The 25,752-nt window shown below is 39.4% G+C and carries 18 protein-coding genes, 1 tRNA gene and 1 pseudogene; 8 read left to right on the top strand and 12 right to left on the bottom strand.

Features of this window, described 5'->3' with window-relative positions:
• Nucleotides 1–576 precede the first annotated feature (576 nt).
• Both BUC12_RS08180 and BUC12_RS08175 read right to left on the bottom strand, forming a co-directional pair.
• Nucleotides 577–1,269, bottom strand: a complete 693-nt coding sequence (locus BUC12_RS08180) for a hemerythrin domain-containing protein (RefSeq protein WP_062182152.1) — start codon at nucleotides 1,267–1,269, stop codon at nucleotides 577–579.
• Nucleotides 1,266–1,865: a LuxR C-terminal-related transcriptional regulator gene (locus BUC12_RS08175; protein ID WP_062182149.1), complete on the bottom strand. Its 600-nt coding sequence runs from the start codon at nucleotides 1,863–1,865 to the stop codon at nucleotides 1,266–1,268. Before BUC12_RS08175 ends, BUC12_RS08180 begins: the two co-directional genes overlap by 4 nt.
• A 234-nt stretch (nucleotides 1,866–2,099) precedes the next feature.
• On the opposite strand from BUC12_RS08175, the gene BUC12_RS08170 reads away from it, so the two are divergent.
• The 7 genes and pseudogenes from BUC12_RS08170 to gloA2 all read left to right on the top strand — a co-directional run bounded on the left by BUC12_RS08170 (nucleotide 2,100) and on the right by gloA2 (nucleotide 10,382).
• Nucleotides 2,100–2,411 (top strand): Hsp20/alpha crystallin family protein, encoded by a 312-nt coding sequence (locus BUC12_RS08170; protein ID WP_062182146.1) that lies wholly within the window; start codon nucleotides 2,100–2,102, stop codon nucleotides 2,409–2,411.
• Between the two features lie 190 nt (nucleotides 2,412–2,601).
• Nucleotides 2,602–4,143, top strand: coding sequence for an alpha-N-arabinofuranosidase (locus tag BUC12_RS08165; protein ID WP_062182142.1), 1,542 nt, complete (start codon nucleotides 2,602–2,604; stop codon nucleotides 4,141–4,143).
• Nucleotides 4,144–4,210: 67 nt separating this feature from the next.
• A pseudogene (locus tag BUC12_RS08160) lies at nucleotides 4,211–5,191 on the top strand (glycoside hydrolase family 43 protein); the annotation flags it as partial.
• A 115-nt stretch (nucleotides 5,192–5,306) separates the two neighbouring features.
• Nucleotides 5,307–7,916 (top strand): alpha-L-arabinofuranosidase C-terminal domain-containing protein, encoded by a 2,610-nt coding sequence (locus tag BUC12_RS08155; protein WP_062182139.1) that lies wholly within the window; start codon nucleotides 5,307–5,309, stop codon nucleotides 7,914–7,916.
• Between the two features lie 132 nt (nucleotides 7,917–8,048).
• Nucleotides 8,049–8,921: a LytR/AlgR family response regulator transcription factor gene (locus tag BUC12_RS19730; protein ID WP_139262033.1), complete on the top strand. Its 873-nt coding sequence runs from the start codon at nucleotides 8,049–8,051 to the stop codon at nucleotides 8,919–8,921.
• Between the two features lie 98 nt (nucleotides 8,922–9,019).
• Entirely contained in the window at nucleotides 9,020–9,931 is a 912-nt protein-coding gene (locus BUC12_RS08145) for a 4Fe-4S binding protein (RefSeq protein WP_062182133.1), read from the top strand.
• A 64-nt stretch (nucleotides 9,932–9,995) separates the two neighbouring features.
• Nucleotides 9,996–10,382: an SMU1112c/YaeR family gloxylase I-like metalloprotein gene (gloA2, locus tag BUC12_RS08140; RefSeq protein WP_062182130.1), complete on the top strand. Its 387-nt coding sequence runs from the start codon at nucleotides 9,996–9,998 to the stop codon at nucleotides 10,380–10,382.
• 11 nt (nucleotides 10,383–10,393) lie between these two features.
• Here gloA2 and BUC12_RS08135 read toward each other — a convergent pair whose 3' ends face one another.
• The 3 genes from BUC12_RS08135 to gnd form a co-directional block, all read right to left on the bottom strand.
• On the bottom strand, nucleotides 10,394–11,308 hold the full coding sequence (locus BUC12_RS08135; RefSeq protein ID WP_062182127.1) for a hypothetical protein: 915 nt from the start codon (nucleotides 11,306–11,308) through the stop codon (nucleotides 10,394–10,396).
• Nucleotides 11,309–11,473: 165 nt separating this feature from the next.
• Nucleotides 11,474–11,547 (bottom strand) — tRNA-Arg (locus BUC12_RS08130).
• A gap of 173 nt (nucleotides 11,548–11,720) precedes the next feature.
• Nucleotides 11,721–13,172, bottom strand: coding sequence for a decarboxylating NADP(+)-dependent phosphogluconate dehydrogenase (gene gnd / locus BUC12_RS08125; RefSeq protein WP_062182125.1), 1,452 nt, complete (start codon nucleotides 13,170–13,172; stop codon nucleotides 11,721–11,723).
• A 511-nt stretch (nucleotides 13,173–13,683) separates the two neighbouring features.
• Here gnd and BUC12_RS08120 point away from each other — a divergent pair.
• Nucleotides 13,684–16,857: a TonB-dependent receptor gene (locus BUC12_RS08120; RefSeq protein ID WP_062182121.1), complete on the top strand. Its 3,174-nt coding sequence runs from the start codon at nucleotides 13,684–13,686 to the stop codon at nucleotides 16,855–16,857.
• Between the two features lie 77 nt (nucleotides 16,858–16,934).
• Here the strand turns inward: BUC12_RS08120 and dapA are convergent, their stop codons facing one another.
• The 7 genes from dapA to BUC12_RS08085 all read right to left on the bottom strand — a co-directional run bounded on the left by dapA (nucleotide 16,935) and on the right by BUC12_RS08085 (nucleotide 25,691).
• Nucleotides 16,935–17,828, bottom strand: coding sequence for a 4-hydroxy-tetrahydrodipicolinate synthase (gene dapA, locus BUC12_RS08115; protein ID WP_062182118.1), 894 nt, complete (start codon nucleotides 17,826–17,828; stop codon nucleotides 16,935–16,937).
• Between the two features lie 161 nt (nucleotides 17,829–17,989).
• Entirely contained in the window at nucleotides 17,990–18,514 is a 525-nt protein-coding gene (locus tag BUC12_RS08110) for a DUF6913 domain-containing protein (RefSeq protein WP_062182115.1), read from the bottom strand.
• A 9-nt stretch (nucleotides 18,515–18,523) separates the two neighbouring features.
• The gene (gene ligA, locus BUC12_RS08105) at nucleotides 18,524–20,521 is read right to left on the bottom strand and encodes an NAD-dependent DNA ligase LigA (protein ID WP_062182112.1); all 1,998 of its coding nucleotides are present in this window, start codon (nucleotides 20,519–20,521) and stop codon (nucleotides 18,524–18,526) included.
• A 52-nt stretch (nucleotides 20,522–20,573) separates the two neighbouring features.
• A complete protein-coding gene (locus BUC12_RS08100; RefSeq protein WP_062182109.1) occupies nucleotides 20,574–21,188 on the bottom strand; it encodes a 4'-phosphopantetheinyl transferase superfamily protein in 615 nt (204 codons plus the stop codon).
• Nucleotides 21,189–21,614: 426 nt separating this feature from the next.
• Nucleotides 21,615–22,385, bottom strand: a complete 771-nt coding sequence (locus BUC12_RS08095) for a carboxylesterase family protein (protein ID WP_062182106.1) — start codon at nucleotides 22,383–22,385, stop codon at nucleotides 21,615–21,617.
• Nucleotides 22,386–22,396: 11 nt separating this feature from the next.
• Entirely contained in the window at nucleotides 22,397–24,154 is a 1,758-nt protein-coding gene (locus BUC12_RS08090) for a family 43 glycosylhydrolase (RefSeq protein WP_062182103.1), read from the bottom strand.
• A gap of 172 nt (nucleotides 24,155–24,326) precedes the next feature.
• The gene (locus tag BUC12_RS08085; protein ID WP_062182101.1) at nucleotides 24,327–25,691 is read right to left on the bottom strand and encodes a glucoamylase family protein; all 1,365 of its coding nucleotides are present in this window, start codon (nucleotides 25,689–25,691) and stop codon (nucleotides 24,327–24,329) included.
• Nucleotides 25,692–25,752: the final 61 nt, after the last annotated feature.

The following is a 25,752-nucleotide window of genomic DNA, read 5'->3' as shown; positions in this document are numbered from 1 at the left end:
GGGTGATTCGGTGTTGATGCCTACCTGGGCTTCGAGTACAAACATCGTACTCATGAGCACGAATAATAATAGCAGTTTCTTCATTGTTGTGGATTGAGCATTATTTTATTGTTACTGTTTTTTTCTTATAAGAATGAATGGTTTTAGCTTAAATATGTACTGTTCGAAAATACGTACGGGCAGAAGGATATGATACCCTCGATAGATTTATATTCGAGAGTGAAATGTTTCCACATACGTAAACATAGGTAAAAGCAATGCTGTTGTCTTTCGCAAAAATCACATTAATTTGAATTTATATATCCCTGAATACCTTAATAAAATATCCCCCTATAGTGTATGTAATACACAATTGTGTTTTTTTATAACCATCTAGTATATGAGCTAGGATAACTCTATTTTTTAACCTATATATAGTTCAATACTATTATCTTATTTTTCAGAGTGCGTTATATAGACACACAAAGGTAATGCAATTTTCATTACATGAAATAGGTTAGGTTAAATTCTATGAATTTATAATGTTAATTAACAGGTGTAGGTTTAATGTTTCTTAAAATTCTGTAATTTTTTCTGTTATTGCTTTTCGATTTTTTTTACACGAGGAATAACCAGATTGTCTTCGATGTAAGTGTGTGCAGCCAGTTCTTCTTCCGACATATATAACTCCATCAGTATGTTAGTCATTAAATTCTGGTCTTTTACACCCGAAACATACTTCATTAATATACGTTTCAGGTCAGTCATTTTGCCTTCAATATCATTGTGTCTTTCCTCAAAGATGTTAATAGAATAGATATCCTTGTGCGAATTATCAATTAAGGAATGTACGTAAGGGAATACGGTATTATCTTCATACAGCATGTGCTCCTGTACCTCTTTCATATAATTGTCGAAAAAGTTAAGGACAACTTCTTCGAGTCCTGCTTCTGTTTCGGTAAAGATAAGTTTCAGCTTACGTCTGATATTAGGCAGCCTGTTTTCTAAAAAATATTCGTGCGAACATTTTAAATAGTGGAGGAAAGGTGCTAAAGGTAATTTGTCGAATGCTTCGTGTATGTCGACAATCGGTTTGTTCGATTGGAAATTGGCTAAAAACAAAAAGCATTCTGTGTCGAAATTATATTTTTGACATACTGCATCTACACTTTTATCTCCGAAACCAAGTGTAAATTTGAGACGAGTCAATAACAACAGTAGTTTGTAGTCGGCGTCAATAAGATCCGACATTTTCATTTTCTTATTATACGTTACTGTAATATTACTCATAGCTTTATGTCTTTAATGTCAACTAATTTGTTTAGAATAGCGTAGATTGTAAGTCCCGATACACTGTGTATCTCCAGTTTCCGCCCGATATTACGGCGGTGTGTTATAACTGTATGTATGGATATATTATGAAATTCGGCAATTTCTTTATTACTCATGCCTTTAACTATGCTGATAAGGATCTCTTTTTCCCTATCGCTGAGTTCTTCCTGATCGGCTTTCTTGGAGTGCTCTTTATTGAGGGTGGTAGATAAGACTTCTTCTATTTTGGATTCAGAGTCATTGATTCTTATCAAAGCGTCGTATGATTGATAAAACCGTTCGTCGATAAGATTATATACAAGAGCTATGATTGGGGTATTTCTTTCCAAATCGAGATGTTGTCTGATGTCTCCTCTCACCGAATGTCCCAGAAGCATGGGGTTTATAAGCAGAGCGTCGGGCTTGATGATGCCCAGCTGATAATTGATATCCTCCAATTCTTTAAGTTCTACTACTTTTGCAACAATCGGTAACTGTGAAAGTACATACACTAAACCTTTACGGATAATATATGATGTCTCTGCAACGGCCAAAACTTTGTTCATACTTGCCATGTGCTCTTGCTCTTATCTAGAATCATTCTTTATAGTTACAAATATAAGAGATAAATAGTCAATCACACAAAATTTAACTGTTAATAAAATATTATGTAAAAACCGGAACATCTGTTTATCTATTTTGCTTTTTAAGCACCTTTTAGTTTTTTTTCTGAAAATCCCGTAAATCAATTTTGAGGTTCTCTGCGTTATACATATAGATACTAAATATGATATTATAGATAAGTGCTTATGGAAAGTCAAAATATATTAGTAGTACCAAGTGTGGAACTACGCCGCGATTATCATAAAGGATGTTATTCATCGGTAAGTTATGTCGATAATAAAGATGAATTTAAAGTCGAATTATATGCTCCGGGGTTTAAAGAGCAGGATTTCAATCTGCAAATAGCCGATCAGATGCTGAGTATTTATGCAGAGCAACGGGGAACGGGAAATTGTTTCCGGAGGAATATAAAATTACCGGATACAATAGATGTAGCTTCCAATAGCCTGTATTATAAGCATGGGAGCTTTAAGGTTACTTTTCATAAAAATGTATAGTTGAACCTGGAGTGAGGTAATAAGAAGCGGGATTTGGAATTTCAAATCCCGCTTCTTTTCGTATCATAGGCCGATGTTCTGTAGACTGAATAAGTCCTAGGTAATAAAATCTTTCATTCGGTTTTAATTAGTGTTGTTTATACAATAAATAATTATATTTTTGTATTTACCATTAAATTAATCAATACCCATGAAAAAGATTTTTATCACCATTTATTCGATTTTGTTTTCATTAGCGGTTTTCTCACAGGGGACGGACGTCTCAATCAGGATATATCCCGAAAGAGGAAACCAAGTAATAAGCAAGCACATATACGGACATTTTGCCGAACATCTCGGCTCATGTATCTATGGCGGATTATGGGTTGGCGAAAATTCGCCTATTCCTAATACCCAAGGTTACAGGACTGATGTTCTTGAGGCACTGAAAAAATTACAAATACCTAATCTTCGTTGGCCGGGCGGATGTTTTGCCGATGAATATCATTGGATGGACGGAATCGGGCCCCGCGAGAACAGACCCAAGATGGTTAATAACAACTGGGGCGGAACTGTTGAAGATAATAGCTTCGGTACCCATGAATTCCTTAATCTTTGCGAATTATTAGGGACAGAACCATATATCAGCGGCAATGTCGGAAGCGGCACTGTTGAAGAACTGGCTAAATGGGTCGAATATATGACTTCGGATGGAGATAGCCCGATGGCAAACCTCCGTCGCAAAAACGGTCGCGACAAAGCATGGAAGATTAAATATCTAGGTGTAGGTAACGAAAGCTGGGGATGTGGAGGAGATATGCTTCCCGACTATTATGCCGATTTGTATCGTCGTTATGCAGTATACTGTCGTAATTATGACGACAATAAACTGTTCAAGATAGCCAGTGGAGCAAGCGATTATGACTATAACTGGACAGAGGTTCTGATGAAAAAAATCGGAAATAAAATGAATGGTTTATCGCTGCATTATTACACAGTAAAAGGATGGTCGCCCGGAGTGAAAGGCTTCGCCACGGAATTTACAGACGAAGATTACTACTGGACTTTAGGAAAGTCTCTTGAAATAGAAGAGGTACTGCAAAAGCATATGGACATAATGGACAAGTACGATAAGGATAAAAAAGTAGGTTTGATGGTAGACGAGTGGGGGACATGGTTTGAGGTTGAACCCGGAACCAATCCCGGATTTCTTTATCAACAGAATACAATGCGTGATGCCTTTGTTGCTGCTTTGACATTAAATACCTTCAACAAATATGGAGACCGTATTCATATGGCTAATATAGCACAGGTTGTAAATGTATTGCAGTCGATGATCCTTACAAAAGACGATAAGATGGCGTTAACACCCACTTACCACGTATTCGATATGTATAGAGTGCATCAGGAGGCAACTTCTTTGCCTTTGGATATAATATCGGAAACAAAAGAGATCAGGGGACGTAATGTATCCGTAGTAAATGCATCGGCTTCTAAAAAAGACGGGCTTATACACATAACTTTAGCCAATATTGATTTGAATAAGGCTCAAAATATAAGTATCGACCTGTCGAATACAAAAGTATCAAACGTAAACGGACGTATCCTGACATCTAAAGATATACATGACCACAACACATTCGAGAATCCTAATTTGGTACAACCCCAGTCTTTCAGCGGGGCGAAAGTTGAAAACGGTAAACTGCGTGTACAGTTACCTGCCAAGTCTATCGTAGTACTCGAAATTAAGTAATAGTATGAAAAAACTGCTTGTTAACTTTCTTGCAGTATTGATGTGTGCCGGTACTATTGTTGCTAAAGTACCCGGTGAGAAAGATATGAAAGCGTATCTGCTTGTATATTTTTCCGACGATACCCATAGTCTGCATATGGCGGTAAGTACTGATGGCTATAGTTTCACATCATTGAACGACGGTAATCCGGTAATCGCCGGAGATACTATCGCTGTTCAGAAAGGAATCCGTGATCCGTATATCATGAGAGGTCCCGATGGACAATTTTATCTGGCTATGACCGATCTGCATATTTTTGCACAGAAAGCCGGATATCGAACCACCGAGTGGGAGCGCGAAGGAGAAAAATATGCGTGGGGTAATAACCGGGGGCTGGTATTGATGAAATCGAAAGATTTGATCAATTGGAGCCGTATTAACCTCGATGTGAGCAAATCTTTTCCCGGTCTCGAAGATATAGGTTGCGCATGGGCGCCCGAAATTATTTATGACGAAGATCAAGACCGCTTGATGTTGTACTTTACAATGCGTTTCGGGAATGGTAACAATAGGCTCTATTATGCCTATATGAATAAAGAGTTCACAGCTATGGAAACAGAGCCGAAACTCTTGTTCGAATATCCGAAAGACATATCATATATTGATGCCGATATTACCAAAGTAGGCAATAAGTACCATATGTTCTATGTGGCACACGACGGAGGAAGTGGAATAAAGCAGGCTGTATCCGAATCTATAAATGGTGGATATCAGTACGATCCGGAATGGTACGATCCTGAACCGAAAGCCTGCGAAGCTCCTAATGTATGGAAACGGATTGGTGAAGATAAATGGGTGCTGATGTACGATATATTCGGTATCAAGCCCCATAATTTCGGATTTAGTGAAACGAGCGATTTTATCAACTTTACCAATTTAGGGCACTTTAACGAAGGAGTAATGAAAACAACTAACTTTTCTTCGCCTAAGCATGGTGCAGTTATACATCTGACCGGAGAGGAGGCTCAGCGGCTAGCCGATTATTGGCATACAGCCATATCGTTTTAAAGCTAAACTTCCTCGGATTGTACTGTTTATCCTTAATTGAAGAACCTGCCTGAATTTCAACAAGGTTTTTTACATAACCAATAAAAAGGTCTGAGACCTTAAAGTATAAGATATTATGAGAAAGATTTTATTCTTTATAACAGCTCTTGTCTTATTTATTATGCCATCGATAATTATGGCAGCCGTATCTGAGACTAAAGATGAACCCCGAAAGGCTTATATATTCGCTTATGCCACAACAAAAAATCAAGGGCATAACGGACTTCATTTTGCATGGAGTATCGACGGCGAAAACTGGCATCCGATAGGCCCCGAACATAGTTACATGAAAAGTGATTATGGCCCTTGGGGCAGCCAGAAGAGAATGCTGACTCCGTTTCTTTTTCAAAGTAAAGACGGAATGTGGCATTGCATCTGGAGCCTGAATGAAAAAGATGATGTGTTTGCACATGCTTCATCGGTAGATTTAGTTAACTGGAAACGGCAATCGTATCCAGTGGCATTGAAAGGCAGTAATTGCCTATTGCCCCAAATATCGCTTGGTCGCTCAGGAGCAAATTACATTGTTTCGTGGGCAACCGAAACACCATCCGGAAAACAGGTTTATTCCCGTTCCACTAAAGATTTTAAGAATTATACAGATGCCAATTCTGTGGGGGACGAATTGTCCGATGAAAGGCAGACGGTAATAATAAACGCAGTACCCGAACTGGGCACTATCTATCAGGTCGATTGGGAGACAGTAGACCGATTGATAAAGGCGCAACAAGTATCGGCTTACAGGGCTTCTTTGCATGGCGAACTGGCGAAAGACGATGTAACCCGTTTTGCTTCACTGAAACCTGTTGACGCTACAATAATAATCGATAAGTCGAAACAGAAGAAAATCAGCGAGTTACTTATAGGCGCTTTCTTCGAAGATATAAGCTATGCTGCCGATGGCGGATTGTATGCAGAGTTGGTGCAAAATAGAGGCTTCGAATACGCTCCGAGTGATAGGGCAGGGCGCGAACCTGAATGGAACAGCAAGAAGGCTTGGTCGGTATCGGGCACGGGAATGGAATTTGATATTGACACAATATCTCCGGTGCATGTAAATAATAAGCATTATGCAGTGCTGGGCATTACTACTTCCGGAGCTGCTTTAGTAAATGAAGGCTTTGATGGTATTGCTGTAAAAAGAGGTGATAAATATTATTTTACAGCATTCACTAAAGTCTTAGACGGAAAAGGAGGAAAGATCACAATCCGCCTTAAAGATAAAGAGGGAAAGATACTCGGCGAAACCTTTATAAAAGCAGCTTCAAAAGACTGGAAAAAGCAAGAGGCAGTTTTGCTTGCGAAAGGAACTTCAGCGAGTGCTTTGTTGGAAGTAATGCCCGAGTTTACAGGGAAACTGGCTTTGGATATGATTTCGTTGTTTCCTGAGAAGACATTCAAAGGGCATCGGAATGGTTTGCGTACCGATCTGGCTCAGGTGATAGCCGATATTCATCCCCGGTTTGTACGCTTCCCGGGAGGATGTGTTGCCCATGGAGATGGGTTACATAATATCTATAACTGGAAAAATACAATAGGGCCTTTAGAAGAACGTATTCCTCAGGGAAGTATCTGGCGTTATCATCAATCGATGGGATTAGGATATTTCGAGTATTTCCAATATTGTGAAGATATGGGAGCCGAACCTCTTCCTGTAATAGCGGCAGGTGTACCCTGTCAGAATTCGGGTACAGGTAGAGCCGGTCAACAAGGTGGAATTCCTATGGAACAAATGGGGCAGTACGTACAGGATATTCTGGATTTGATCGAATATGCAAACGGTGATATTAAAACCACATGGGGGAAGAAACGTGCAGAAGCAGGACATCCCAAACCGTTCAATCTGAAATATATCGGCATCGGTAACGAAGACCTGATAACCGATGTTTTCGAGGAACGTTTTACGATGATTTATAATGCAATAAAAGAGAAACATCCAGAGATTACTGTCATTGGTACAGTAGGTCCATTCTCGGAAGGTACCGACTATGTCGAAGGCTGGGATATCGCCACTAAACTAGGTGTACCTATGGTCGACGAACATTATTATCAGCCTCCCGGATGGTTTATACACAATCAGGACTATTATGATAGATACGACCGTTCGAAATCGAAAGTGTATCTTGGAGAATATGCTTCGCATGTTCCCGGAAGGCATAATAATATGGAGACTGCTTTGTCCGAAGCTCTTTATCTGACTTCGGTAGAAAGAAACGGTGATGTGGTAAGCCTTTCTTCGTATGCTCCGCTATTGGCTAAAGAAGGACGTACGAACTGGAATCCCGACCTTATATATTTCAATAATACCGAAGTGAAACTCACTACCGGATACTATGTGCAGCAATTATACGGACAGAATTCGGGAGACTATTATCTACCGTCTGCAATAACATTGTCTAATGAACAGAACAATGTAAAGCTTCGTATTGGTAAATCGGTAGTACGCGATTCGCGAACCAATGATGTGATTATAAAATTAGTGAATATGTTACCAGTACCGGTCAACGCGAAAATTGATTTGGGGGATATTGCAATTTCGGATACTAATGCAGTAAAAACCGTTTTAAAAGGTACACCCGATGATAAAACGGCTAAGCCGATAGTGTCATCATGTACAGTAAGTAAAGAGTTTAGTGACGAATTACCTCCTTATTCATTTACTGTAATAAGGATTAAGGTACAATGAAATATTTATAATTTAGAGAAGGAAAGGGGGGCATCGTATTGGATGCCCTTTTTCTTTTATGAAAATTAAATAGTGAATCTATCAACTGTTTTCAATATTTTCTAACTTTAGGTAATTTATTAAACGATATTTGTGGATAAACTAAGGCATTACTTGAATCAACCTTTTCCTTATAATAATCAACCATGGATTATTGTAGCATTGTCTACAATTATTGTTGTTTTTGTTTTATGGGTATTTCGACCATTTGGGCTTGATAGGATTGTGACTGACAGGTTTCTTGTCTTATTGGGTTATGGTATGGTTACAGCAATCGGAACATCAGTTGTATGTGTTATTTTTCCAATGGTATTTTGTCGGTTTTATGCTGAGAAAAAGTGGACTATATGGAAAAACATACTCAATTTACTGATAATTCTAATAGTGGTATCATTAGGGAATACTTTGTTTGACTATTTTACCTATCATCGACCTGCGGGAATGATACCTTCACTAATAAAAATGTATGTTGTCGCAACAGTTTCAGTAGGAATCTTTCCTATAATTGTTATTACATTTATTGTGCAGAATCAATCATTAAAATATAACCTGAACAAGGCAAAAGAACTAAATTTAACATTATCCTCTCATGCCAAAGAGGACGAAAATGCAGAAAGAATTAAAGATCGTCTGACTTTCATAGGAGATACCAAAGAGTCGCTGACTTTATTGGCAGATAATGTGCTTTATGTAGAAGCAGCTGGAAATTATGTATCCGTCTATTATACGGAAGATGGTATTGCCCGAAGTAAGATGATCCGTTCTACCGTTAAGCAAATGGAAGAGCTTTTGATACGGTATCCTTTGTTTATACGTTGTCATCGAGCCTTTATCGTTAATACTAAACATATTCAGGATATCAGCGGTAATGCTCAAGGCTGTAAGCTGTCTCTGCGTTATGTAGAAATGCAAGTTCCGGTTTCCCGTTCGTATATAAAATCACTAAAAGAACATTTGGTGCTCTGAGAGCTTTGTTATTCGTCCCAAACGATGTGCTTATATCCCACAAACTTTTGAGAGAATATCTTTCCATTTACTTTTGATTCAAAATTTAAAAGTTTATTATGGAAAAGAGTTTGAAGAGAGAATGCTTTAAGAATTATATCCCCCTACTAATAGGAATATTTGTTGGAATTTCGTTATACATAACAGTCGGATGGTGGGGATTCCTGATTATCTTCCCTTGGATTGGCGGCTCTATCAGTATTGGGCTCCATGTATCGAAAGATAAGAAAGGGAAGGGAAAGGATTTAGGAAGAAGGATAACTATTTTAATGATTTTACCTGTCTTTTTGATATTCTTGGGTGTAATACAACGAGAAAATTTACAGTTGGAAGAATCTGTGTTCTATGTGCTTTTGTTTCTTTCTTCGGGATTGTTTATACGGGTGCTGATTCATTACGCTGTAGCTAAATTATGTGGACCTCTAATTTGGGGGCGAGGTTTTTGTGGATGGGCTTGCTGGACTGCGGCTATTCTGGATTGGCTCCCGATTAAAGAAAATCGTGTTATACCACAAAAATATACAAGGATCCGTTATTTGACATTTACTTTGTCTATTTTTGTTCCTATTTTATTTATCCTTGGGGGATATGATTGGAAATATCAACATGTTAACGAGTCAGGAGGAATAATTCAGGAAGGAAAACAGGGTGCTTTAATCTGGTTTTTTGTGGGAAATGCATTATATTATGTTGTAGGAATAATACTTGCTTTTTCGTTTAAAAAGAAAAGAGCTTTCTGTAAAATAGTATGTCCGGTATCATTGGTGATGAAACCTCAGACCAGAATAGCCCTCATTCAACCTAAACCCACCGAAAACAAATGTATATCATGTAATCTTTGCAATAAAAATTGCCCGATGGATGTAGATATTGTGAACTATATTTCGGAGGGAAAGAAAGTCCGCTCAAGCGAATGTATATTATGTGGTATGTGTACACATGTTTGTCCTGAAATGGCAATAAAGATATAAGAAATGCTATAATCGACTAGTTGATTATACTTACCTTTGTACCGGAATCAAAATAACCAAAGTAATGAAATTAAATAAAGTGCATCATATAGCTATTATTTGTTCCGATTATGAAAAGTCAAAAGCTTTCTATACTGGTGTTTTGGGTTTTTCGGTAGAGAATGAATATTTCAGAAGCGAGCGGAATTCTTATAAAACAGATCTGTCTTTGAACGGGACTTATGTTATCGAATTATTTTCATTTCCCGATCCACCGAAGCGTCTGTCTTTTCCTGAAGCAACAGGGTTGAGGCATCTCGCTTTTGAAGTGGATGATATTAATACAGCCATTGCAGAGTTAGATATAAAGCAAATTGTACACGAAAATGTCAGGGTAGACGAATATACCGGAAAAAAGTTCCTTTTCTTCACCGATCCTGATGGTCTCCCTATCGAGTTGTACGAAAAGTAAGTAAGATAGAGTTATTCAGTTTTTGTCTGTATTAGCTCTTTTAGGCTTTGGATCGTATTGTTTTGCTCTTGATTTTCTTTCTTAAGATCAATGACATATAAGGTCAATTCCTCTATTTTTTGTAGAAGTTTTGCCTGCATTTCTCCCAGACTTATACCATTCTCTTTCACTTCTTTTTCAGATGGAATGTCTGGTAGATGTTTGTACTCATTTATATGGTTTTCTACTTCCTGAAGTGTAGGGAGTTTATAGTCTTTATCGAAAACGAAATCCGCCCATCCTGTTTCTACTTTTACTTCTTTTGCACGAATAGTGCCGTTTACATCGAGTTTGTTTTGAGGTGTGTCGGTACCAATACCGACATTACCGAAGCGACTTATCGAAAAGCGTAATGATCCGCCAGTAAACATCTTTATACCGGCATAACCGCTTTGCCAGAGAGTAAACCCTTCCTTGTCCCACGAATCCCAACCCCATTGTAATCCATAATGAAACATATTCTTGCTATCATATGAAAATATATCACTATCCTTCAAGGTCAATATACCAGACGAAAGGAGTAAACGTCGGGTTCTTAGGTCTCCTGCAATATCTAATTTATAAGCAGGGCTTTCGGTTCCAATACCTATATTTCCAGATGGGTTAATAACCAGTCCGTTTAATCCATCTGCACTATTTCGGCTTATGACAAAATTTAATTTAGGAGATCTGCCCACCAGCCAAGAGTCAGTACTTGTTCCTGTGTTACCAGCTGCTCCAAACAATACAAGAGACCACTTATCCGGTGCTTCTTTTATTCTCATTCCTTGAAGATAAGATCCTGATAGTTGAGGGTTTAATGTGAGTGTTCCATTTATTGTTTGATCCTGAGCTGTGATAAACTTTGTAAATAATAGAAGAATTGTCAAGAAGATAACTTTTTTCATATTATAGATTTTGTGTTATTAATAAAATAGATTGATATATCTGAGCCTGTTAGTCTATAAAGATTGGTGTTTTATTTAATATGTAAGGTTGTGCAAATGTTGTACAATTTAAAAATAAAAGAGCCATAAGTTATTGTCTTACAGCTCTTTGTTTGGTTTTAAAAGTGACCTCGACAGGATTCAAACCTGTAACCTTCTGATCCGTAGTCAGATGCTCTATTCAGTTGAGCTACGAAGCCATTGCTTAATTGCGATGCAAAGATAAGATGCTTTTTCTTGTTTTGCAAGCGTAGAGCGCGCTTTTTTTGTAAAAATATTAAACAGGGAACTTAATTGTTTAGTAATTCAATATTTATACAAAAAGAAAGTGGAGTATAATTTTATACTCCACTTTCTTTTTATAAGCTAATAGTTATACATTGTAGGTTGTAGAAGCAGTATCACCACCATGCCCTGTCCAGTTTGTATGGAAAAATTCGCCACGAGGTTTATCTATTCTTTCATACGTATGTGCGCCAAAGTAGTCTCTTTGTGCTTGAAGTAAGTTTGCAGGTAGGCGATCGGAACGTAAACCATCAAAATAGTTAAGTGCAGCAGCTAATGCAGGAACAGGAATCCCGTTAAGAACTGCGTTAGCTATTACCCGTCTCCATCCGTCCTGAGCTTGTTCTATCTTTTCTTTAAAGAAAGAGTCGAGTATTATACTTGGTAACTGAGGATTCTTATCGAAGGCCTTTTTGATATCTCCCAAGAATGCCGAACGGATAATACATCCACCACGCCACATAAGAGCGATACCTCCGTAGTTGAGGTTCCATTTATATTCTTTCGCAGCTTCCATCATCAGGTTGTAGCCTTGAGCATACGATATGATTTTTGCACCATATAAAGCCATTTTCAGGTCATCAACAAATTTTTGTTTGTCACCATCAAAGTTGGGCTTTGTACCGGATATTTGTTTAGAAACCTCTACGCGGAATTCTTTTTGAGCCGAAAGGCAACGTGAGAATACCGATTCTCCGATTAAAGTAAGAGGAATTCCCAGTTCAAGAGCCGAGTCTACAGTCCATTTTCCGGTTCCTTTTTGACCTGCTGTGTCGAGAATAGAATCTACAAGAGGTTTGCCGTCTTTGTCTTTGTATGCAAGAATATCAGCTGTAATCTCTATCAGGTATGAATTTAGTTCTCCGGCATTCCATTTTTTGAAAACTTCATGTTGGGCATCTGCACTCATTCCTAGTAGGTCTTTCATTAATTGGTATGCTTCGGTAATGATTTGCATATCTCCGTATTCGATACCATTGTGTACCATCTTTACGAAATGGCCGGCACCGCCTTCGCCAACCCAGTCGCAGCAAGGAGCACCATCTACTTTAGCGGCAATAGACTGGAAAATCTCTTTTACGTGAGGCCATGCCGCAGGAGAACCTCCGGGCATCATTGAAGGGCCATTCAATGCTCCTTCTTCACCACCCGAAACGCCAGTACCTACATATAATAGCCCTTTGCTTTCAACGTAAGCTACACGACGGTTTGTATCTGTGAAAAGACTGTTTCCTCCATCAATAATAATATCACCTTCTTCAAGGTGTGGAAGTAGCAGTTCTATAAAATCGTCTACAGGTTTGCCTGCTTTTACAAGCATCATTACTTTACGGGGACGTTCTAGCGAAGCAATAAGTTCTTCTATAGAATGTGTTCCAATGAAATTCTTTCCGGCTCCCCTGCCGTTTACAAATGCATCGACTTTTTCTACAGTACGGTTATAAACTGCTACAGTATAACCCTTACTTTCCATATTTAATACGAGGTTTTCACCCATCACGGCAAGACCTATTAATCCGATGTCTGCAAGTTTCTTCATGTTTTATAAATGATATATGTTTATTTATTATGTAATAACGCTTTAATGATGCGATGTGTTTAATCTTAATTTATAAGCCAGCATAAAGTTAAGTATTAGTTTTAAAAGTATACAGAGTATCGTATATAGAATATATTTATATCAAGAGGTTAGATATAGTATTTTTTTGAATTTGACCTGTAATTATAGTGGTCTATATAATGTAGTGAATATATGTGAATGTGTCTTGTGTGTTTGCTTGTGTTAAAATGAAAATATAATATCGTATTTTTGTGTCATATTTATTATTTATATTACATTTGTATGATAATTTGATTTTATTTAATTATTTAATATGTTCTTTTGTTTTTAATGAGTGATCTCTTTTAGCTGCTATGGAAATAGAATGTGTAGTTAATTTAGGTTATAGATAGAAGAGTCTCTTGATGATAATGTAATCCGATTGTCATTGAATCGTAACATCATACAATTTCTTTTGCATCCAATTAAATAGATTAAATTATTTAAACTTATGAGAAAAGTTAGTTTTCTGTTGCTAGTGTTTTTTATCGGACTCTTTACGTCTGTATATGGACAAATTACAACATCCTCTTTGTCGGGTCGGGTTCAAGACGACAGAGAGACTTTACCGGGCGCTATTATTGTAGCTAAACATGAACCTTCAGGAACCACTTATCAGGCTGTAACCAATGAGGATGGCCGTTTTCAGATTCAGGGAATGAGAACTGGAGGACCCTACACTGTTTCCATCTCATTGATTGGCTTCAACAAGTACATCCAGAATAATGTCGGATTGAGATTAGGTGAAACGTATGATATTCAGGCAAAATTGAATTCTTCGGATCAGGAGTTGGGCGAAGTCGTTGTTACTATTGACCGGAATGCCATTTTTGAAGGAAAGAAGACCGGCGCTGCATCTAATTTTAGCACATCGCAAATCCAAAATACTGCATCAGTTTCAAGGAGTGTCTATGATATAACAAAACTAGTGCCTCAGGCTTCAGTTACTGGTTCGGGTATGTCGTTTGCAGGTTCGAATAACCGTTATAACAGTTTTCAGATAGATGGAACAGTGAACAACGATGTATTCGGGCTATCTTCAAGCGGAACGAATGGAGGACAAGCAGGAGCTAATCCTATATCGTTGGATGCTATTGAAGAAATACAGGTAGTAATTGCTCCATTCGATGTTCGTCAGAGCGGATTTACGGGTGGTGGAATCAATGCAATTACTAAATCGGGAACCAACACTTTTCATGGTTCGGCATACGGATATTATAACAATGAGAACTTCATCGGAAAAACTCCCGGAGATGCTAGTGAAAGGTCAAGATTGGGTAAACAGTCATCGAAGACATACGGTGCTACTTTAGGCGGGCCTATTATCAAGGATAAACTATTCTTCTTTGGTAATGTGGAACAGGTAAAAGAAACTTATCCTTCTTCAAATAATATCGGAACTGAAAGTTCGAGCTTAAATGTTGGTGAAGTAGACCAAATTGTAAATAAGATAAAAGACCTGACTGGCGGTTACGATGGTGGTGGCTACGGCCCTCAGGATATAGATACGAAATCGACAAAAGTATTAGGACGTATCGACTGGAATATTAATAGTCATAATAAATTAACCGCACGATATAGTTATCTGGATGCCCGTAAACTGGTATTCTCTAACAAGCCTGCTGCCGCTCTATTAAATAACAGCGGGTATTACATGAACAATAAAACAAATTCGTTCGTCGCAGAATTGAATTCGGCATTTAGCTCGGGATGGTCCAACGAATTGCGTGTCGGATTTACGAGGGTAAGAGACTCTCGTGATGCAGTTGGGCAGCCGATGCCATATGTAACAATTAAGAACTTATCAGGTGGTACATCATTGTCTTTTGGTACCGAAACTTACTCTACAGCTAATAGCCTTGACCAGGATATTTATACATTGACAAATAACCTGAGTTGGGTGAAAGGTAACCATGTATTTACATTCGGAACTCATAATGAGTTATTCAATATGAAGAACTTGTTTATCAGTAATAATTATGGTTCGTATGTATACAGTTCGTTGGCCGATTTCCTGACAGTGGGTACAGCAAACGAAGTTGCCCCCGAAAGTTATAACTACTCGTATTCGAGAGAAGATATAACCGGTACAACTAAATGGGCTCCCAAATTTGGTGCAGCACAATTAGGCTTTTATGTTCAGGACGATTGGAATGTAACAGACCGGTTTAAATTGACATACGGATTACGCGCGGATATTCCGTTGTTCTTTGATACGCCGAGAGCTAATGATGTGTTCAATAGTTCAGATATTGCAAAAGAATATGGACTGGCAACTGACCAGATGCCAAAGACCCGTGTATTATGGTCGCCACGTGTAGGTTTTCGCTACGAAGTAGATCAGGAAAAGAAGACCATTCTGCGCGGTGGAGTAGGTATCTTTACCGGACGTGTTCCGTTTGTTTGGATATCAAACAGCTTCTCAAATACAGGAGTCGAATTTAGCCGTACATCGATAAACAGGACTCAGGAAGGGCAACTTGCCGGCGATTTTGCAGATGGATTCAAGTTTAATGCAGATCCTAATCAACAATATATAAGTTCCGGAAATTTCACATCGGAAGTGGATGTTATGAACAAGAACTTTAAGTTCCCTTCTGTTTTCAGAGCCAATGTTGCAGTCGACCAGATGTTACCGGGAGGAGTGAAAGGTACATTGGAGGGTATGTACTCCAAAACATTGAATAATATTCTTTACGAGAATATCAACTATCAGCAATCCGGTACACTGAACCATGGAGGAGACAATCGTCCGGTGTATACAAAAGCGGATAAGAACTTCACTCAGATTGTATACCTAAAGAATACCAACAAAGGTTTCACTTACAATGTAACCGCTAAATTGGAGAAGGAGTTCGATTTCGGTTTGGATGTCATGGCTGCATATACTTACGGTATGGCCAAATCTTTGAATGATGGAGGTTCTTCGCAAGCATATTCTAACTGGAAGTACAATCCTACCTATTATGGAGACGCAAAGCCTGAATTAACTTATTCCAGCTTTGATGTGCGTAACCGTATCGTTGCTTCTGTTTCCTACACAAAAGAATACGCCCGTAACTTTGCTACTACTGTCAGCTTATTCTATAATGGACAGAACGGAGGGCGCTACTCGTTATTATACAGTAATGATATTAATGGTGATGGCTATAGCGGAAACGATTTGCTTTATATCCCTACCGAAACGGAAGTTGCCGATATGACCTTTACTGATATATCGAATGGAGCTACTGCCGCCGAGCAAAAAGAAGCGTTTACTACTTGGATCAATGCTAATAAGGAATTGAGAGAAAACAGAGGCTCCCACATAAAACGAAATGCAATGAGAATGCCATTCGAGCATCACTTCGATTTCCATATTGCACAACAGTTCTATATGAATGTTGCAGGTCGTAGGCATACTCTGGAAGTAACATTCGATATACTGAATGTCGGTAACCTCTTCAACAAGAAATGGGGAATGTATAACCAGACAACTACCGGTTATGACTTAACTCCGGTTAAGACAAGCACAAATACTGCCGGTGTAACAACATACAATTTCTATGATCCGGGTAAGATGTATACAAATACAGACATAACATCTCGTTGGAGATCACAAATAGGACTTAGATATATATTCTAATTGTTATTATAGTAGTTAAGCAGAAAAGCCGGTAATCAGTAATGATTGCCGGCTTTTCGTATTATTATATTCAAGAATCAACACTTAATATTCAACTCATTAAGTATCAGTCTTATCTTTTCAAATGTAGTGATACGGGTAGGAACAAGCGGTAGCCGGAGTTTGTTCTCGATATAACCCATCATGTTCAGCATCGATTTTACCCCTGCCGGATTGCCATCAACAAACAACAAGCTGAATAATTCGCTGAATCCGTGGTGAATAGTAAGGGCACTCTGGTAATCGCCTTCCAGAGCCAAGCGGGTCATTCTGCTGAATTCTTTCGGAAAAGCATTGGCTATAACAGATATAACACCTACAGCACCCAATGTAATAAGGGGGAAGGTAATTCCGTCGTCTCCCGATATTACATCGAAGTTTTCGGGCTTACGTTTTATGATGTCATCCATTTGGGTCATATCACCTGAGGCTTCTTTGATAGCAACCACATTACTGAACTCGTTAGCTATACGCAGTGTAGTTTCGGCAGACATATTCACCCCTGTGCGCCCCGGAACATTGTATAAAATGACCGGAAGTCTGGATGCTTGCGCTATAGCTCTGTAATGCTGGTATATGCCTTCCTGAGAGGGCTTGTTATAGTATGGCACTACAGAAAGAATAGCATCGATTCCGTCAAAATCCCCATTTTTAAGGTAGTCAACTATTGCTCTTGTATTGTTTCCTCCGACACCGAGTATAACAGGGATACGTCCGTTAACCCGGTTGATGACTGTTTCGACAATCACCTTTTTTTCATCTTCAGTCAGGGTAGGGGTTTCGGCTGTAGTTCCCAATACAACAAGATAATCGGTATTATTCTGTAATTGGTAATCAACAAGTCTGATAAGAGCATCAAAATCAACACTCTCATCCTCTTTGAAAGGGGTTATTAAAGCAACACCTACGCCTCTTAGATTTATTCTTGACATAATTATATTTTGTCTGTTTGCTTGCTGATTGAAACTAAGGTCTCAGACCCTTTTTATTGATTTAGTAAGTAAAGCAGCAATAACCGGTTATACTCCGAAAATGTGTCATTAAATACTTGCTTTTACTTATAAAGTATCGTAAAGTTAAACAATATTTAAAATTACTGTATATGTGCCAGATAAATTTTTAGCTGTTCGTATGTTTCCGCTAACGTTTTATCATTTTCGTGGAAAAGTGTAAAATCATATAATTTCTCATACTCGGCTTCGGTAATACCGATACAAAAGCGGCTTTTGTTGCGTACCAAAAGTGACAATATATATTTATTTTCCTGAGTCGAGAGGTCGATTAATGTATCGTACCTTAAGTTAGCGAACTCATTAAAGACTTCAGGGCGGAGTACCCGCATCCAGTTCAGCTCTTTATTCAGATCCACAGCTTTTACCGTTTCCGGAAGATCGGTCGAATGCGTTTCCCCTTTAGCTAGCTTCGGTAATACAGTCCAGGCAAGTACATTTTTTCCGTTTTGTTCCAGATCGGCAATAATTGGCTGTACATCTTTCCAGTCTTTCGAATCGAAAAGGATGAGCACATTTTTCATACCATCGAAATTCAGGAATTGGTGTTCCCGTTTGTTATTCTTGAATCCCGATTCTATATTCTTTTGTATAAAGCGTTCTAACATATACAGATATTATTCTATCATTTTCAAAAAATCCTCTTCGTTGAGAATCGTTATTCCTAATTTTTCGGCTTTCTCCAGTTTGGCCGGTCCCATATTTGCCCCTGCCAGTACATAATTGGTCTTGGCAGATATAGAGCCACTGTTTTTTCCGCCATTAGATTCAATCAGGGCTTTGTATTCATCTCTCGAATATTTCTCGAAAGTTCCGCTGATAACTATGGTCAGCCCTTTCAGCTTATCGGAGCCTTGTTCATTCGATGTTTGTTTTGATTCAAACTGGATTCCGAATGACTTAAGCCTATCTATAATCTCAAGGTTCTCTTCCTTATGGAAGAAGTCGACTACACTTTGGGCAATTCTTTCGCCAATTTCGTCTACTTCAGTTAGCTGTTCTACCGTAGCTTCTTTAAGTAAATCGATAGACGGAAATGCCGAAGCTATCTTCTTGGCAACAGTTTCGCCCACATACCTGATACCGAGAGCGAATAAAACTCTGGAGTAAGGAACCTGATTAGAATTGGTTATACTTTCAATTAGGTTTTTAGCACTCTTTTCCGCCCAGCGTTCCAGATTGGCTACTTCTTCCCATTTCAGGGTATAAAGGTCTGCTACATTGTGTAGCATTCCGGCATTGAAAAGGTGCTCTACAGTTTCCGACCCTCCGGCGATATCCATTGCCTTGCGGGTAAGATAATGCTCGATCCGCCCTTTTATTTGCGGAGGGCAGCCCATATAGTTAGGGCAATAGAAAGCGGCTTCGCCTTTGTCCCTGACCAGTGGTGTACCGCATTCGGGACATTCGTGTATAAATTCGACCTTAGTACTACCTGCTTTTCTGGCTGAGGTTTCGACTTTAGTCACTTTAGGGATAATTTCCCCTCCTTTTTCAACATAAACCATATCGCCTATATGCAAGTCGAGGGCTTCTATGGAGTCGGCATTGTATAACGAGGCTCTTTTGACCGTTGTACCCGATAGTTTTACGGGTTTCAGATTGGCTACGGGTGTAACAGTTCCTGTACGTCCTACCTGATAAGATACCGAGAGCAATTCGGTCAGTTCCTGCTCTGCCTGAAACTTATAAGCGATAGCCCAACGGGGGAATTTAGAGGTATATCCCAGATTCTTTTGTTGAAGCAGAGAGTTTACTTTCAAGACTATACCATCGGTAATAACGGGTAAATTCTTCCGTTCCACATCCCAGTATTTGATAAAATCGAATACTTCTTCTATAGTCGAGCATTTGCGTGTGGCGTCAGATATCTTAAAGCCCCATTCTTTGGCTTTCTGTAAGTTCTCGTAATGTCCGCCTGTAGGCAGGTCTTTACCTAGCATATAGTAAAAATAGGCATCGAGTTTACGTGCTGCTACCGTTTTGGGATCTTGTAGCTTAAGAGTTCCTGATGTAGCATTTCGAGGATTGGCGAAAAGAGGTTCTTCCTGCTCTTCTCTTTCTTTGTTAAGCTCTTCGAAGACTTTCCAAGGCATAAGGATTTCTCCCCTGATCTCAAATTCTTCGGGATAATCGTTTCCCCGTAATACCAAAGGGATACTGCGTATGGTTTTTACATTGGCTGTAATATCGTCGCCCTTTACACCGTCTCCACGGGTTACGGCCTGAGTCAGCCGTCCGTTTACATATGTCAACGAAATAGATGCTCCGTCATACTTGAGTTCACATACTATTTCAAAATTGTCATTTAAGTCTTTCTTTACGCGGTCGAAAAAGTCGGAGACCTCTCCTTCCGAATAAGTATTACCCAACGATAACATAGGGTACTTATGTGTAACCTGATTAAAGCTTTTGGTAATATCACTACCAACCCGCTGACTGGGCGAATTAGGATCGGCAAACTCAGGATGAGCAGCCTCCAGCTCCGTCAGTTCTTTCATCTTCATATCAAACTCAAAGTCTGAGATAGTGGGGGTAGACAATACATAATAATTATAATTATGTATATTCAGTTCGTCTCTTAGAGCTTCGATGCGGTGTTGGATAGATTCCATTGATTTTATTAAGATTTTATCAACAAAAATAAGAATTAATTTGGATTCGTTTTCATACAGTATAAGTCAAAACATAATCATCAGAGATAAAGTACTGTATGTTAAAGCAAAGCTGTTTTTCCGAAAAAGTTTCTTTGGCTGCAATTATACCGGAATCGGACGGGATAAATTTTTCTATAATAAAATCCTCATTCAATACTACACCCTCCCGGCTCAGGGCTTTATACATTGTTTCCTTTGCCGACCAGTGGAGTAGGAGGTGATTGATTTCATTATCAGGGTCGATATATTCTTTCGCTGAAATAAATCGGGATTGTATCCGCTTTACCCTATCTGATATATATTCGATATCGATACCTGAGCGCTCACATCCGGACAGGATAACAGCTGCATATCCTTTTGTATGACTAATGGATATATTCCGGCTATCGTTCTCCAGATAAGGCTTTCCGTTTGGTTTATATAGAATACGAACACTGCTTCCTATTAGTTCGTTGAGTAAAAGCTTCGTAGCTGCTTTTTCCAGCAGACGGTTTTCGGATGTATATATCCGGCGAAAATCTTCGCTGGTATCTTTATCGAGTAACGAAAGCAGGGTATCCGCAGATTCTTCTATCTTCCAGATACCTAATATGTAATTGTCATTTGTTTCTTTATAAATAAGCATAATTCAGAGTTTCTTCGAAAAGTGACAAAAGTGACACTTCTGTTTAGTTTGTCACCTTGTTAACTGTTTTATAACTAGTTGTTTATGGTGTATAAAGTGACAAAGGTGACACCAAAAACAAATTTTTATCACTCTACATTATTAATGTGTTTATTGTTAGCGAATTGTATGATTCTCGTGCTTCAAAAAGTAACAAACTATGTCACTTTCTTGTTTAGGTTGTCACTTACCCGGTTAGTCTGTAAAGATCGCTTTAGGTATAGATAAATATCCGCCGTGCACTGATTTTATTTTATAAGTCAGTAGTTGCAATAATTTCCTAACAAATATAGCCAAATATACCTCACAAAGAAAGGACGAAAGAGAGAAGATAAGCTTCAGCCTCTTTCGTCCACATGTAAAAAACGAAACTAACTTATGTGTTTATTACCTTTTGTGACTATATAGCCAGGGAGTAAGTTCTGTACTGTTGAATACATTGATCCAGCTGCCATGATTTACACCCGGATATTCGGTATACTTCACCTCATTACCGGCAGCTTTAACTTCGGTATACATATCTTGCGAAAATTGTACGGGAACAACACTATCATCATCACCATGGAATATCCATAGGGCTGTATTGGCAGTACTTGCGGCTACTTTTCGCGTATCACCACCTCCACATATGGCAAAAGCCGCGGCAAAAGTATCGGGCATACGCCAAAGCAATTCGTATGTACCCATTCCTCCCATTGAGAGCCCGCCTGCGTATACGCGGTGTGTATCTACTTTGCCCGATGCTACCCAGTTGCGGATCAGATAAGTCAGGGTTTGCATAGCAGGGGTAGGCGTATCGGTGAGTCCGAATGTAAATGTAGTTTTATTATCAACTGTACTTCTTTCCACATTTGCCCAATATGTATTGGCTGGACATTGGGGTGCGATAACTATAGCCGGATATGTTGACTGAAAGTTATTCACCAGAAAGTCTTTACCGTTTGCCAGTTGCTTTTGGTTATCATCGCCACGTTCTCCGGCTCCATGTAAAAATACAAGTAACGGATATTGCTTCGAAGCATCGTAATCTTTCGGATACATTACCAGATAGGGTAGGGTATAGCCGTTGATCATATACGATGCCGCTTCGAACTGAGCATAACACCATGTGCAACAAATAATAAATATCAGTAAAAAAGAAAATCTAGTCTTCATCATATAACTATTGTTTAAAAGGCTTCTGCCTTAGTCCATGTAGAAGTACCGTTTTCGTTAATAGCTTCGATGGCGAAATAATAAGGCTTGGTCCTGTCCATACCCTTATAATAATATTCGTTGGCATCATATACCATTACGCTACTGTATAACTTATCGGGTTCGATACCGATATATATATTATACGCATAAGCATTATCAACAGGTTTCCATTTCAACCATCCGCTACGCTTATCGGTTTCGGTACGGAGAACGATTAACTGCTCTACCGGTTGAGGCTTTTCGCCTTGTCCTAGTCCGAATGCACGGAATCCCGATATAGCGAACTTACCTGTCGGCATATGTATATTTTCGAGTTTCAGGAAACGGGCTTTTACCGGAGTGCTTAGCTCTACGTAATCATGAGGAACATCTGTTGTGTTCTTACTTTTATCGATAAGGATTTTCCAGTTTTTACCATCTAAAGAATACGATACGATGTACTGATGATACTTACCTAAGGTTTTACCCATAAATTCGGCATCCTGATCGGCATAGTTTATCTGAATAGCATGTACAGTCGATATATCACCTAAGTCGGAAATCAACCATTCGCCTTTGTTTGCAGTTTTGGCAGACCAGTATGTCTTGATATTTTCATCCACAATATTGTTGGCATTGAATGTACCCAGTGTAGACGATACCTGTACCGGCTTGTTATAGTTGAGCAGCATCCAGCCTGTAAACTGGCTTTTCAGGTGATCGGCTTTTCCGTTGGGCAGGTAATGAGGATAATCGCCGAATGCAGTGTTGCAGTACATATTATCTTCGGCATCGAATCCGGCAGGCCATAAGCCGATCCGGCGTTCGAAATTATTTTTGGTATTGATAACCATTGTAGAAGTATGCCAGTAATTTCCCCAGTTGTCCTGAAATGTTGCGCCGTGACCTGCTCCTCGGATAAATCCTCCGGCTTTCATACTCAATGGTAATGATGCATGTTCGAAATAACCGAGAGGTTCATTACTAACGGCATATCCGTCGGCATAATGGCTGAATTCTGTACCGGGACCTCCCCATTGAAGGTAGTATTTGCCGTTATGCTTGGTCATCCATGCACCTTCCATAAATGGTTTCAGGAATGTATTATCCATATATTCGCCAAACCGGTGCCAGCCTATGCGCTCGTCATCGGTCAGCAGCATTTCTTTGCGTGTGCCTATCGGCTGGAATGTTTTCCTGTCCAGTTCGATACCGTATAGCGGATATACATTGCTGCTACCGTTATACATATACAGGCGGTTGTCGTCATCTACAAAAAACGCAGGATCCCATCCGCCGATATCGAAATGCTCTACAGCTTTTTCCCATTTGTTTCCTTTGGGATCGGTGCTGATCCATATGGGGAATATACGCGAATAGGTAGATCCGAATACACATAAGGTATCGCCTTGTACCCATGCAGCCGGAGCGCAAAGGTCGTCCCATTTATTGGGTGTTTTTTCTATCGCTTCTTCGGTAAGGAAAGGGCGTGATACAAAGTGCCAGTCCGACAGGTCGCTGCTCCACCAATATCCGCTTTGGTTGGTGCCGAACAAGTAGTAGTCGCCTTTGAAATTGACTATAACCGGATCGGCCGATGTACGGTGTTTTCCCCATTCGGTAAAGTTGGGTATCGGACAATATCCATAATCGACATTGACCGGGTTACAGTATGTTTTTTGCTGGGAAAATACGGGAGCTATCCCTACCAAAAGGCTAAGTGAAAGTAATGTATGTTTTAAAAGGTGCATAAGGTATTGTTTTATTTACATTTAGGTCGGAGTGTTGTCTTTTGACCCAAAGAACTCCGGTAGTAATATTTTACAGCAAGTTATCCTTAAAGATTTGCACATTCTAAAAAACGGTAAGCTTGTAAAATAAAGACTCCGGAGTTCTTCCTTTCCAACCATGAAAAGTATTCTTTTACATCAGGTGGGGACTGTCAAATCCAAGTTTTTTCAATCCCTTCTGTACATCCGGATGACTCATAAAGAGTTTCCAGAGTAATTGAGTACGGTGGTTTTCGATCATTACGGCAATCGGTCCCTGATCTATAGCCAGATAACGTTGCGGATACCAGTTGTCGGTTTCGCTGTAAGCGTCATAAAAACCATATTTGCCCCATATCTTATCGCCCTTGTTATACAGATAACGCATAACCTGCATAGACTCTTTAGGAGTGTATACAATAGACGACAGAGCTGCGGTCGGAGAGATTACTCCCTGGTCTTCACTCTCGTTCGGTGCATGTGCCGCATATCCTTTAACAGAATAGCTGGCAGTAAGCCCCCAACTGTTTTCGCCATAGTTTTTATAACCTTTCGGGTTGCGGATACAGTATGCCCTGTTAACGAGAGTATAGTTTTTCATTTCGTCGAAGTAGTTGGCATATTTATCCTGTAACCCCGTAGGATCTAATCCAAGGAATGAGTAATGTGCCCAGAATAACGGACCGGCTTGAGTTCCCTGATAACGCAGTTTTAGTTCGTAACCTTCTACTGTATGAGGAGAAACGATAGCTCCGTTCTCTGCCCATCCTTCGGTATATACTTCTGCCGGAACACCGTGTGTTGGAGAGGCTGCCGCCAATACATACATAACCAGGCATTCGTTAAACCCTCTTACCGGGAAATTCATTTCCCAAGCGTATTCGGGGCTCCAGTGCCAGTAAAGAACATTCTGTCCGTTGCGGTACCAGTCCCATTCGACGGCTTTCCATAGCTTGTCGATACGTTCGGCCAGTGCTTTTTCAGCATCCGAACCGTTTACATAATACTGATGTACGGCAAGTAAACCTTGTATAAGAAAAGCTGTTTCGACAAGGTCTCCTCCGTTATCTTTCTGTCCGAAAGGTTTTACTTTTCCGGTTTCGCCATCCCACCAGTGGGGAAATGCTCCATGAAATTTATCTGCTCTTTCGAGAAATCCTACTATTTGGGTCATTCTGGCTAACCCGTCTTCGCGGGTAACATATCCGCGGTCGATTCCGGAAAGAACTGCCATGATTCCGAATCCGCTACCTCCGGATGTAACAATATTGGGTTTGTCGTCGCCAATATATTGTCCGTCTATATGGTAGCGTTCGCGTGCCATTCCACTGGTTGGTTCTGCTCCGTCCCAGAAATAATTAAATGTGCGGTATTGTACACTATCAAGTAGTGCTTCGTCCGAGATCTCAACTTTTGTAGAATCCCCGTCATTATCGCCATCCTGATTGTTGCTTGTCTTACAAGACCAGGTTGAGGCCAATAGGGCTAAAGTGAGGGTTGGTATAATTACTTTTTTCATAAACGATGGTATTATAAGTAACAGTAAAAACTAAATGATACATTCCTAACCATTATAAGTT

It is taken from the genome of Indolivaga macrotermitis (assembly GCF_900128985.1).
Taxonomy (GTDB): domain Bacteria; phylum Bacteroidota; class Bacteroidia; order Bacteroidales; family Dysgonomonadaceae; genus Dysgonomonas_A; species Dysgonomonas_A macrotermitis.
Note: the sequence above shows the minus strand (reverse complement) of the source record. Positions and strands in the feature narration are given on the sequence as shown.

Coding starts and splice junctions, on each gene's coding strand:
- BUC12_RS08180 (WP_062182152.1), bottom strand. CDS start 1,269: ATGAGTAATATTACAGTAACGTATAATAAGAAAATGAAAATGTCGGAT.
- BUC12_RS08175 (WP_062182149.1), bottom strand. CDS start 1,865: ATGGCAAGTATGAACAAAGTTTTGGCCGTTGCAGAGACATCATATATT.
- BUC12_RS08170 (WP_062182146.1), top strand. CDS start 2,100: ATGGAAAGTCAAAATATATTAGTAGTACCAAGTGTGGAACTACGCCGC.
- BUC12_RS08165 (WP_062182142.1), top strand. CDS start 2,602: ATGAAAAAGATTTTTATCACCATTTATTCGATTTTGTTTTCATTAGCG.
- BUC12_RS08155 (WP_062182139.1), top strand. CDS start 5,307: ATGAGAAAGATTTTATTCTTTATAACAGCTCTTGTCTTATTTATTATG.
- BUC12_RS08145 (WP_062182133.1), top strand. CDS start 9,020: ATGGAAAAGAGTTTGAAGAGAGAATGCTTTAAGAATTATATCCCCCTA.
- gloA2 (WP_062182130.1), top strand. CDS start 9,996: ATGAAATTAAATAAAGTGCATCATATAGCTATTATTTGTTCCGATTAT.
- BUC12_RS08135 (WP_062182127.1), bottom strand. CDS start 11,308: ATGAAAAAAGTTATCTTCTTGACAATTCTTCTATTATTTACAAAGTTT.
- gnd (WP_062182125.1), bottom strand. CDS start 13,172: ATGAAGAAACTTGCAGACATCGGATTAATAGGTCTTGCCGTGATGGGT.
- BUC12_RS08120 (WP_062182121.1), top strand. CDS start 13,684: ATGAGAAAAGTTAGTTTTCTGTTGCTAGTGTTTTTTATCGGACTCTTT.
- dapA (WP_062182118.1), bottom strand. CDS start 17,828: ATGTCAAGAATAAATCTAAGAGGCGTAGGTGTTGCTTTAATAACCCCT.
- BUC12_RS08110 (WP_062182115.1), bottom strand. CDS start 18,514: ATGTTAGAACGCTTTATACAAAAGAATATAGAATCGGGATTCAAGAAT.
- ligA (WP_062182112.1), bottom strand. CDS start 20,521: ATGGAATCTATCCAACACCGCATCGAAGCTCTAAGAGACGAACTGAAT.
- BUC12_RS08100 (WP_062182109.1), bottom strand. CDS start 21,188: ATGCTTATTTATAAAGAAACAAATGACAATTACATATTAGGTATCTGG.
- BUC12_RS08095 (WP_062182106.1), bottom strand. CDS start 22,385: ATGATGAAGACTAGATTTTCTTTTTTACTGATATTTATTATTTGTTGC.
- BUC12_RS08090 (WP_062182103.1), bottom strand. CDS start 24,154: ATGCACCTTTTAAAACATACATTACTTTCACTTAGCCTTTTGGTAGGG.
- BUC12_RS08085 (WP_062182101.1), bottom strand. CDS start 25,691: ATGAAAAAAGTAATTATACCAACCCTCACTTTAGCCCTATTGGCCTCA.